The organism is Rhizobium sp. 'Codium 1' (genome assembly GCF_020889605.1).
GTDB lineage: Bacteria > Pseudomonadota > Alphaproteobacteria > Rhizobiales > Rhizobiaceae > Allorhizobium > Allorhizobium algae.
Genome location: NZ_JAJGPW010000004.1, coordinates 404,759 through 414,868 on the forward strand (window position 1 = coordinate 404,759; position 10,110 = coordinate 414,868).

The window sequence follows — 10,110 nt, forward strand, 5'->3', positions numbered from 1 at the left end:
CCATGAACACGCTGGCCCTGATGTCGTCATTTGGCAGGCGCGATGGAGACCGCTCCGGTCTCGGCATCCTGGTCATCGGCCTGCTGACCGTTCTTCTTTCCGCGGCCATCGTTGTCTCCATCGTCATCGGCCCGACCGGCGTCGGACTGCCGCATCTCATCGACTATCTGAAGGGGAATACCGCAGCGCTCGACCCGCAGAACCTGATCATCCTGGAAGCTGTCCGCCTGCCGAGAACCGGCATGGGCCTGCTGATCGGGGCTGCTCTCGGCGTTTCTGGCGCAATGATGCAGGGCCTGTTTCGCAACCCCCTCGCCGATCCCGGCATTGTCGGAGTAACCTCCGGCGCGGCCCTCGCAGCCGTTATCGCGATCGTCCTCGGGCCGACCTTGCTCTTTCCGCTGCACGCCTTTTTCGGTGAACAATTTCTGCCCCTGATGGCCTTCCTCGGCGGCCTCGGCAACACCTTGCTTCTCTATGTGATCGCCACCCGCAACGGCCAGACCTCGACGACGGCCCTCATTCTCTCGGGGATCGCGATCGCCGCCATGACCGGAGCCGCCACGGGTCTCCTGATCTTCATCGCCGACGACCGGGCACTCCGCGACATCACCTTCTGGTCGCTGGGCTCGCTGAGTGGTGCAACGACCGCCAAGATTGGTGCGATCCTGCCATTCGTCCTGTTCGTCCTCGCCATCATCCCCTTCGTGGCACGCGGTCTCGACGCGCTCATTCTCGGCGATGCAGCGGCCTTCCACATGGGCGTACCCGTCCAGCGGCTGAAGCGCATGACGATCCTGGCAGTGGCAGCCGCCTGTGGCGCGACAGTCGCGGCAGCAGGCTCGATCGGCTTCATCGGCATCGTCGTACCGCATCTGCTGCGGCTCGCAATCGGTCCGGCTCACCGTTTTCTGCTACCGGCCTCAGCCCTCGGCGGAGCGGTTCTGCTGCTCCTCGCCGACACGGTGGCCCGAACGATCGCCGCCCCTGCCGAACTGCCGATCGGCATCATCACCGCGATCCTCGGAGCGCCCGTCTTCCTCATGCTCCTGCTCGGCAAACAGGGGCGTCAGGCGATGGAGAGCCTGTGATGATCCGCGCGCACGACGTCACCATCCGCCGCGGCGGCCGAAACCTTGTCGACAAGGTCAGCCTGAATCTGGAGGCTGGAAAGTTCACCGTCGTCATCGGACCGAACGGTGCTGGCAAGTCGACACTCCTCAAGGCTCTTTCAGGGGAGTTGCGCCCGGATGGCGGTGAGGTCTTTTACACCGATCGAAGGATTTCCACCCTGAGCCCTCTGGACCTCGCCCATGAGCGAGCCGTCCTGCCGCAGTCCACCGCCCTCTCCTTCCCCTTCACGGCGCTGGAGGTCGTTCGCATGGGTGCCGTCGCCCATGGCAGCCGCGACCCGAACCAGTCGGCACGCCAGGCGCTGGTGCGCGTCGGCCTGGCCGGCTTCGAGGGGCGCAGCTACAACGCCTTGTCCGGCGGCGAACAGCAGCGCGTGCAGCTCGCCCGCGTGCTCGCCCAGATGCCGGATCCGCTTATGGACAAGCGACCGCGCGCAATCTTCCTCGACGAGCCGACGGCGAGCCTCGACATTGGTCACCAGATCTCGGTGCTGGAACTCGCGCGTGGCTTTGCCAAGCGCGGCGGGGTCGTGCTGGCGATCCTGCACGATCTCAATCTGGCTGCCGAATTCGCCGACCACCTGGCGATCCTCCACCACGGCCGGCTGGTGCGCGAGGGAAGCCCCAAGGCCACGATCGACGACGATACCATTGCCCATGTCTACGGCATTGCGGGTACCGTTGGACGCCTGCCGGACGCCGCCATACCCTATGTCCTGCCCCAGGCACGGCTCGGCACCACACGCTGAGCCGGCTATCGGAGTTGTCCACAGTTATCCACAGGGTACCGCAGCCCTATTCGCACGCATTTCCGATACGAAGCAGGAACACGAGCGACCGGTGATGGGAACATTTGCCGAACACGGACGCCTGGCCGGCCACGGGCACGATCGTATTGACGATCCGCAATTTTCTTGCCCGGCTAATTCAACAGAACGGCTGTAACGGATGTCGAATTTGCGACGAAATTCGCCCGCCACCTAGGCGCAGCGATGGGCAGACATGCAGTCGACAATTCTGTGCCGCATCGCGGCACTTCTTGTCATCCTATTGAAATTCTGGAGAATTTGGTGGGTGATGTAGGGCTCGAACCTACGACCCGCTGATTAAGAGTCAGCTGCTCTACCAACTGAGCTAATCACCCGCCTGCGCCGCTTTCCGGTGCCGCCGCCTCCGTTTCCGGTGGCGTGACCGGGCGTATAAACAGGATCATGGACCTTGTCTAGCGCCACCGCCAAAAATCTTTGCCCTTTGGTCAAAAAAATTTCAAGAATCCGAAATTCTCTATTGTTTTCAAAGCTCCATGATTCCAGTGGCCAGACGAACCGCTTGTCCGCCAATTCGCGCGCGAGAAATTTCGCCGTCCTTCACATCGACCTGCAGGTGGATAAAGGAGGGGCGTCCCATCTCCACCCCCTGCTCGATCATCATGGGGTGATGTCCATCGGGCAGTCCGTCGAAATGATGGATGGCGCCGGAGAGGGCAGCGACCGCGGAGCCAGTCGCAGGATCTTCCGATATGCCCATGTCGGGCGAGAACATTCGCGCATGAAACCTGGCGGCATGATGCACACCGCCGCGACAGTAGACATAGGCCGAGGTGAGCCGTCCCTCGCTCAGCGGTGCCACCCGCTCCCAGAGCTGCGGGTCGAAATCGACACTCTCGACCGAGGCCAGATCATGCAGTGGCACCAGCAGGAATGGCACACCGGCACTCCAGACCATCGGCAGATGGTTTTCAAAGCCGATGGCGCTGGCCTTGACCGAAAGCGCGTCGGCGAGCCCCTGGCGATCCAGCTGATGCTCCGGATGGCTGGCCGAGAGACGTGGAAGGTCGAATTCGGCGAAACTCGCCTCCCCCGGCCGAACACGCACCGCGCAACGCACCGGCCCCACCGTCTCCTCCAGCACCGATACGATATCCATGCTGGCCGCATCGCCGTGATAGGCCCGTTCCGCGAGCGCAATGGCCGAACCAACCGTCGGGTGACCGGCAAACGGGAGTTCGCGTCCGGGCGTGAAGATGCGAATGCGCGCCGTATGGGATGCATGATCCGCCGGCAGGATGAAGACCGTCTCCGAGAGGTTCATCTCGGCGGCGATCGCCTGCATGGCCTGATCCGAGAGGCCTATACCGTCAAAGATGACCGCAAGCGGATTGCCTGCCAGTTTGTGGTCGGTAAACACGTCGTAGATGGCATAGTCTCTCGCCACGGGCCGTCTCCGCTGAAGGTCACGCTCGCGGCACACACTGCCCGAGGCGACACGGCAAGGCAAGCGGAGTACGCTCAGCTCCCGTCGGGAAAAAACCAGCGCAGAATCGGCAGCATGGCGAGCCCGTATCGATGCAAAGTCGGATCACCGCTGCGGATGGCGATGGCCCGGGAAATCTCTGGATCCGGACAGTTGCGTGCGAAATCGTCGATCTTCGCGACGAGTTCATCGGCGCTCTCGGAGAAGGAGAAAAGCCTGAGAAGTGTCAGCCGTTTCGAACGATAGCTGGCATAGAGAACCGGATCGGCCGTTGAGACGCGAAGGTCGAGCCCGGTCTCCTCCATCACCTCGCGCCGCATATTGCTTTCGATGTCGCAACGCCCGTCGACGACATCTGAAAGATCCAGCGAGCCCGCGGCGAAATAAACCTGCCCCGGATTGGCGGTGTGCGGCGCCATCTCCACCGCGATCAAGGCACCGTCGGAGGCGACGATGACTGGATATCCAAACAGGTGGCAGGCACCGGCGAGTTCAGCTTGCCTCCGCCACCACAGAAAGGTGGCGAAACTCGAGACATGACCCTCGGCCCTCAGATGCCCGTCAGAAAAACGGATCCGCCGCTGCAGGATGGTCCGACCATTGAACAGCGCGGGATTGGCCCCGACCTCCCGCTCCCAGTTTTCCGCCACCGCCTCGGCCGCCAAAAGATCCAGCGGATGCGGCTCTGACGAGACGAGCAGCTCGTGGGAATGTACGACATGCAGGCTGCCATCGGCCGGCAGGCCGACATCATCGATCAAGGCATCGCTCACGGGAGGTGCAGCGTGATGGCGATGGGGCAGTGGTCGGAGGCCTTTGGTCGGTCCCAGCCGATCCGCGGGTAGCGTTCCACCTCCTGCCCTGGAGGAAATGGCGTGCGGAAGGGCTGACCGTTGCGGATCACGTCTGGCTTGGCCATCGGATTGGCTGCAGCGAGCCCCTTGGAGAGCCATATGTAATCGAGTTGGCACAGATGCTGCTCTTCCGGTCCGCGCGCGTGATAGAGCGTCCAGCGGTCGAGCGGATCGCGCCTCTGCATGGCATTCTCCGCAAAACCGTCATGCGAGAACACATCGAGCGCACTCGGCAGGTCTGATTGCACGACATAGTCATATCCATGCCGGCGATCGCCGATGACATCGACCTTCTCCTGATAATCGTTCATGTCCCCGCAGATGACGAAGTTGCGCTGACTGGCCTTGTCGCGGCCGAATCTGTTTTCGATGATGTGGCGCACCGCTTTCGCCTCGGCCTCACGGACCGGCATGCTCGATGTGCGCCCGTCCGCGCCATCCCGACCATTGGTCATCGACTTGAAATGCACGACATAGACGGTCAGGGGCCGCCCGCCAACGCGCAGGTCCAGTTCCAGGCAGTCACGCTTGAAGATCCGGTCCTCTGGCTGGATGTTGGACCCGAGACCGGGATGATAAAGGCCAAGGTCGTGATAGGTCAGCGCCGCGTGACTGGTGACGTCGCGCAACTCGATCGGCTCCCCGTCCCGGGTCTCCTCCCGCATCAGGACGGCGACATCGATCCCGCGGCCGTCATTGCCCTCGACAAGGTATTTCTGCCGATAGCCCGCTCCGATCATGCGGAACAGGTAGCCATACTCGAAGGCCTTGAGGGCCTCCATATTGTCGACCTCCTGGAGGCAGAGGAGATCGGCACCGGTGTCGGCGATCGCCAGTGCCGACAGCTGGCGCGTGTCGTCGGTTGACGAGACGACCCTCGCGGCCTCGAGCCGCTGATAATCGGCTTCAGACTTGATGTCGAACAGCTTCATCACCCGGTCCGACCTCAGCTGGTTCCGGAAGCCGGTGAAATCGAAACGGGCGATCAGGTTTTCAATGTTGAAGGTCGCGATGCGAATGGACATGAACACCCGTGAATTGTGCCTGGAAGCAGATGGATCCGGCGCACTGAACCACGCCCTCTCCGCCGCCGCAACCTCCAGGCACCGTTCCGGATGTGTCAGGCGGCGCGAACCAGCGCAGTTCCGACGAGCCGACCCAGACGTTTGATGCCCTCCTCGATCATCGCCTCGCTGGCGCAGGAGAAGGAGAGCCGGATCGTGTTCGTGCCGGATCGATCGGCAAAGAAGGCCTGGCCGGGAACGAAGGCAACCTTTTCCGTTTCGACGGAACGCGCCAGCAGTTCGGCACCGTCCATCCCTTCCGGCAGGGTCACCCAGACGAACATGCCACCTTCCGGCCGTGTCCACTCCGTGCCGTGAGGCATGTACCTCTCGAGTGCCGCGAGCATGGCATCACGCCGCGCGACATAGGCCGCCCTGATTTTTGCGATCTGCACGGGGAAATGCTTGTCCGCCACCTCCGCCACGACCATCTGATTGATGGTCGACGAATGCAGATCGGCGGCCTGCTTCATGAGAACCAATTTCCGGATCACGGGCTTTGCCGCCACCACGTAACCGACGCGCAGGCCGGGGGCCAGTGTCTTCGAAAAGCTGCCGCAATAGATCGTCCGGCAGGTGTCGATCCCGCCGCTGCGGGCGATATCGAGAGACAGGATTGGCGGGATCGGCTCGCCGTCATAGCGCAAATGCTGATAGGCCGCGTCCTCGATCACGGGTATGTCGAGTTCATCGGCAAGGGCGAGGATCTCTTTTCGCTCCTCGAGACTGACCGTCTGGCCCGTCGGATTGGCGAAGTCGGTGGAGAGATAGGCGAACTTCACCGCACTTTCTTCTGCCTCCGCCGCCGCGCGGTAGCTCGCCGGTGTGCGATTGCCTGTCCCGAGCTGGTCATACCGGGGCTCATAGGCATTGAAGGCCTGTAGTGCGCCGAGATAGGTCGGCCATGTCACGAGCGCGGTATCGCCAGGCGAGATGAACAGCTTTCCAAGATAATCGAGCGCCTGCTGGGATCCCGACGTGATGAAGATATTGTCGACGTCGCAGGCAATGCCGAGACGGCCCATCTCTTCCTTCAGCCATGCGCGAAGCGGCAAATAGCCTTCCGACACCGAGTACTGCAGTGCTGCGCTCGCACGCCCATCCGAGAAGAGAGCGGCATAGGCCTGGGCGAACTCCGCCTGCGGAAAAAGGGCCGGGTCGGGGATGCCGCCGGCAAACGAGATGATGTCCGGCTTGTCGAGCAGTTTCAGGAGTTCTCGGATTTCAGAAGCGCGCATGCGTGTCGAACGCGTGGCGAAGACATGGTCCCAGTTCAGCATCGGTGTTTCCTCGCGGCTTATCGTTTTGAGACGAGGAAATCACGAAATCCTCGATAGGTCAACAATGCTGACCTATCGAGGATTTTTTCTTGGCTCCGAACATTTTACGTTTGCAAACCATGTTGAATTTGTTCGAGAACTCGCGCTGCGACTGACTGACACCTCCCCACTACTCCTCCGGATTCTCAAGGACTGAAGATTTGCTGCTGCAAAAGCTCACCCTCCCGATCCTCGGTGCCGACGACAAGACGGATCCCCCTTGGGACCATCTCTCCATCCTCTACAACATCATCCCTCATCTGGTTGCCGCGGTTGCGATCCTGTCCGCTTCGGTTCTCCCCTATGCCGAGGGGCAAACGACCAAGGTGGCGATTGTCGTGCTGATCCTGGTCGTCCAGGTCGGGTTCAGGGCATGGGGCGACTATGCATTCCGCAGACGATCACCCCACGAAACGCTGGAGCTGTGGCTGGGTCGTTTTGTCCTGCTGTCGCTTGCATCCGGACTTGCCTGGGGCAGCGCACTTGCGGTCCTCTATTCCAGTGGCAGTCCCGACACGCAGGTCGTTGTGCTCGCCGTCGGCTGTGGCATCCTCCAGTCGGTCGCGGCCCGTGCCTATCTTGCGCCCCGCTCGACGCTGGTGCTCATCGTGATCATGACGGGCATCGTCAATGCCTCCGCCATCAGCGAGGGCAACTGGATCATGGTTCCGATCTGTGCGGCCTATGTCGGTTTCCTCGCGAGCTACATGGTCCAGCTGATTGCCATGGACGAGAAACGAACCGCGGCCGAAGGCAAGACACGGGTCCTGGTCAAGGCGCTGGCCGAGAGCAATTCAAAGCTGATCGAGGCGAACGAACAATTGCATCGCAATGCACGCACCGATGTCCTGACAGAGCTGGAGAACAGACGCGGTTTCGATGAAGACTTGCATCGCTGTCTCCTGTCGATGCGAGACGTGGGCAGGCCAGTGGCGCTGTTGCTGATCGACGTCGATCATTTCAAGCGCTTCAACGACGCCAACGGTCACCAGGCCGGTGATGAGTGCCTGCGGACCATCGCAAAACTTCTGGCTGGCCTCGTCGCTCCGTCGGAGGGCATTGCTGCAAGATATGGCGGCGAGGAGTTTGCCATCGTTCTCCAGGACGGCCACGCCATACGCGCCGAGACGTTCGCGGAAAAGCTGCGGGTGAGCGTCGCATGCCTGTCGATCCCGACGCGCCATGGCAAAGCGCACAAGCTGACGGTGAGCATTGGCGTTGCAATCGCAGAGCCGTCCGACGACGAACGCACACTGATCGCCCGGGCGGACCGCCGCCTTTACGATGCCAAGGCCTCCGGTCGCGACCGTGTTTGTGCATTCGACCGTACCAAGCACATTGTCGGCTGCCGCTGAAGGACATCCTGCTCACCGAAACGGAAAAGGCCGGGGAGGTCTCCCTCCCCGGCCGTTCTGCCATCCTGTGGGATGCAGATTAGTTGCGGGCCTTGTCGACCAGCTGGTTCTTGGCGATCCAGGGCATCATGCCGCGCAGCTTGGCGCCGACTTCTTCGATCTGGTGGCTGTCGTTCATGCGGCGGATTCCCTTGAAGCGGGCAGCACCGGCGCGGTACTCCTGCATCCAGTCCGAGGTGAACTTGCCGGTCTGGATGTCGTGCAGGACGCGCTTCATTTCAGCCTTGGTTTCAGACGTGATGATGCGCGGACCGGTGACATATTCGCCCCATTCGGCTGTGTTGGAGATCGAGTAATTCATGTTGGCGATGCCGCCTTCATAGATCAGGTCGACGATCAGCTTCACTTCGTGCAGGCATTCGAAATAGGCCATTTCCGGCGCATAGCCGCCTTCGACCAGCGTCTCGAAGCCGGCGCGGATCAGTTCGACCAGACCGCCGCAGAGAACGACCTGTTCGCCGAAGAGGTCGGTTTCGCACTCTTCCTTGAAAGACGTCTCGATGATGCCCGAACGACCACCGCCAACGCCGCAGGCGTAAGAGAGGGCGAGTTCAAGGGCGTTGCCCGAACCGTTGTGGTGGATGGCGACGAGGCAGGGAACGCCGCCGCCCTTCTGGTATTCGCCGCGAACTGTGTGGCCGGGGCCCTTCGGGGCGATCATGACGACGTCGACGGTCGACTTCGGCTCGATCAGGCCGAAATGGACGTTGAGGCCGTGGGCAAAGGCGATGGCAGCGCCGTCGCGGATGTTCGGCGCGATGTCGTCCTTGTAGATGTCGGCCTGCAGCTCGTCCGGCGTCGCCATCATCATCAGGTCGGCCCAGGCAGCAGCTTCGGCAACCGTCATGACCTTGAGACCATCGGCTTCCGCCTTCTTGATGGTCGGCGAACCGGCCTTCAGGGCAACGACGAGGTTCTGTGCGCCGGAATCCTTCAGGTTCAGCGCATGCGCGCGGCCCTGGGAGCCGTAGCCGATGATGGCAACCTTCTTCGACTTGATCAGGTTCAAGTCGGCATCACGATCGTAATAGACGCGCATTGTAGTGTCCTTCCCTATGCTTTGTCAGTTGTGGTGGATGTTGTTGATCGGCGAGCCGGAACGGGATGCCCCGTCGAGGCCGGCCAGTACGCGGTCGGTGCCGTAGAGGGCGAGGAAGGCTGCAACCGCCTTCGTGGCCCGGACCCCGAATTTGTGTGACTGCGGCGATTCGCCAAGCAACATGCGCACATGCAGGTCGCTGACGATCAGCCCGTAGAGCGTCCGATAGGCATCCTCACCATCGCCGAAGCGCAGGAGCCCGTCCCGCTGGCCGGCATCGAGCAGAGCCCGCGCCCTGCGGTCGATCTGCCGACGCCCGCGTTCGAGAAGAAGCGTGCCGAGCTTGGAGCCATCACGGCTCGACTGGCCGATGGCGAGCCGATTGAGCGCGAGCGAAACATCGCCGGCGAGAACCTCGAGCAGATCGCGGGCGAAGACATCGAGGTGCTCCGTGAGACTGGCGACCGTCAGGCGCTCGCCCGGCCGCTCAAAGGTGCGAACCTTGCTCGCCTGGTACGAAATCATCGCGGACAGCAGGCCATCGCGATCACCGAACCACTTGTAGAGGCTTTCCTTGGAGCAATTGGCGGCCCGTGCCAGACCGGCTGTCGTGACGGCCTTGTCGCCACCCTCGACAAGCAAACGCAGGGCTTCGGCCAGAACCGCACTCTGGCGTGGCGTGAATTCCGTGGTCTGTGTGTCGATCGACATGGCCGGCTCCTGGTACCGTACGGTACGGTTCGCCACCCTTATGTCCGTCACCACACAAGAGGTCAAGGGGCGATTGAAGAAAATTGCGGCAGTTGCGCGTGCCGTGAGTCCTGTTTTTAGGCAGACCCGCAGCCACCCGCGGTCGCCTGCGACGCCCCGATCGGGGTCTGGACAGTCAAGCAGCAGTCACAAAAGGGTGAGAGAAATAAAAAATAATCGTTCTATGTCATAGTTAAATGACAGCCAAAACACAGCCTAAACCGCTGATTTTCATAGGACAAATTTTCAAGTGCCTCTCCGTATACCGGGTACACCAACCGAA

Annotated in this window: 9 protein-coding genes and 1 tRNA gene; 3 read left to right on the forward strand and 7 right to left on the reverse strand. The window is 61.7% G+C overall.

Annotated elements, in window-relative coordinates; genetic code table 11:
• Positions 1 to 2: 2 nt before the first annotated feature.
• Both LJE98_RS13490 and LJE98_RS13495 read left to right on the forward strand, forming a co-directional pair.
• Positions 3 to 1,091 carry a FecCD family ABC transporter permease gene (locus LJE98_RS13490; RefSeq protein ID WP_229575757.1) on the forward strand — a complete coding sequence of 363 codons (1,089 nt, stop codon included), beginning with the start codon at positions 3 to 5 and terminating at the stop codon, positions 1,089 to 1,091.
• On the forward strand, positions 1,091 to 1,882 hold the full coding sequence (locus tag LJE98_RS13495; RefSeq protein ID WP_229575726.1) for a heme ABC transporter ATP-binding protein: 792 nt from the start codon (positions 1,091 to 1,093) through the stop codon (positions 1,880 to 1,882). The genes LJE98_RS13490 and LJE98_RS13495 overlap by 1 nt, the downstream gene beginning before the upstream one ends.
• Positions 1,883 to 2,201: 319 nt before the next feature.
• On the opposite strand, the gene LJE98_RS13500 is transcribed toward LJE98_RS13495, so the two are convergent.
• From LJE98_RS13500 to LJE98_RS13520, 5 genes are all read right to left on the reverse strand, one after another.
• Positions 2,202 to 2,277 (reverse strand) — tRNA-Lys (locus tag LJE98_RS13500).
• Between the two features lie 149 nt (positions 2,278 to 2,426).
• Positions 2,427 to 3,347, reverse strand: a complete 921-nt coding sequence (locus LJE98_RS13505; RefSeq protein WP_229575727.1) for a PhzF family phenazine biosynthesis protein — start codon at positions 3,345 to 3,347, stop codon at positions 2,427 to 2,429.
• Positions 3,348 to 3,421: 74 nt separating this feature from the next.
• Entirely contained in the window at positions 3,422 to 4,159 is a 738-nt protein-coding gene (locus LJE98_RS13510) for an NUDIX hydrolase (RefSeq protein ID WP_229575728.1), read from the reverse strand.
• Positions 4,156 to 5,265 carry an endonuclease/exonuclease/phosphatase family protein gene (locus tag LJE98_RS13515; protein ID WP_229575729.1) on the reverse strand — a complete coding sequence of 370 codons (1,110 nt, stop codon included), beginning with the start codon at positions 5,263 to 5,265 and terminating at the stop codon, positions 4,156 to 4,158. Before LJE98_RS13515 ends, LJE98_RS13510 begins: the two co-directional genes overlap by 4 nt.
• A gap of 95 nt (positions 5,266 to 5,360) precedes the next feature.
• Positions 5,361 to 6,584, reverse strand: a complete 1,224-nt coding sequence (locus tag LJE98_RS13520) for a PLP-dependent aminotransferase family protein (RefSeq protein ID WP_229575730.1) — start codon at positions 6,582 to 6,584, stop codon at positions 5,361 to 5,363.
• A 200-nt stretch (positions 6,585 to 6,784) separates the two neighbouring features.
• Between LJE98_RS13520 and LJE98_RS13525 the strand changes: the two genes are divergently transcribed.
• Complete coding sequence (locus LJE98_RS13525; RefSeq protein ID WP_229575731.1) at positions 6,785 to 7,978, forward strand: GGDEF domain-containing protein; 1,194 nt, start codon at positions 6,785 to 6,787, stop codon at positions 7,976 to 7,978.
• Between the two features lie 79 nt (positions 7,979 to 8,057).
• Here LJE98_RS13525 and ilvC read toward each other — a convergent pair whose 3' ends face one another.
• Positions 8,058 to 9,077, reverse strand: coding sequence for a ketol-acid reductoisomerase (gene ilvC, locus LJE98_RS13530; RefSeq protein WP_229575732.1), 1,020 nt, complete (start codon positions 9,075 to 9,077; stop codon positions 8,058 to 8,060).
• Between the two features lie 24 nt (positions 9,078 to 9,101).
• Positions 9,102 to 9,788, reverse strand: a complete 687-nt coding sequence (locus LJE98_RS13535; protein ID WP_229575733.1) for a TetR/AcrR family transcriptional regulator — start codon at positions 9,786 to 9,788, stop codon at positions 9,102 to 9,104.
• Positions 9,789 to 10,110 lie beyond the last annotated feature (322 nt).

What these genes read in the sequence shown, in the direction of transcription:
- LJE98_RS13490 (WP_229575757.1), top strand. Translation starts at nt 3, where the DNA reads ATGAACACGCTGGCCCTGATGTCGTCATTTGGCAGGCGCGATGGAGAC.
- LJE98_RS13495 (WP_229575726.1), top strand. Translation starts at nt 1,091, where the DNA reads ATGATCCGCGCGCACGACGTCACCATCCGCCGCGGCGGCCGAAACCTT.
- LJE98_RS13515 (WP_229575729.1), bottom strand. Translation starts at nt 5,265, where the DNA reads ATGTCCATTCGCATCGCGACCTTCAACATTGAAAACCTGATCGCCCGT.
- LJE98_RS13520 (WP_229575730.1), bottom strand. Translation starts at nt 6,584, where the DNA reads ATGCTGAACTGGGACCATGTCTTCGCCACGCGTTCGACACGCATGCGC.
- ilvC (WP_229575732.1), bottom strand. Translation starts at nt 9,077, where the DNA reads ATGCGCGTCTATTACGATCGTGATGCCGACTTGAACCTGATCAAGTCG.
- LJE98_RS13535 (WP_229575733.1), bottom strand. Translation starts at nt 9,788, where the DNA reads ATGTCGATCGACACACAGACCACGGAATTCACGCCACGCCAGAGTGCG.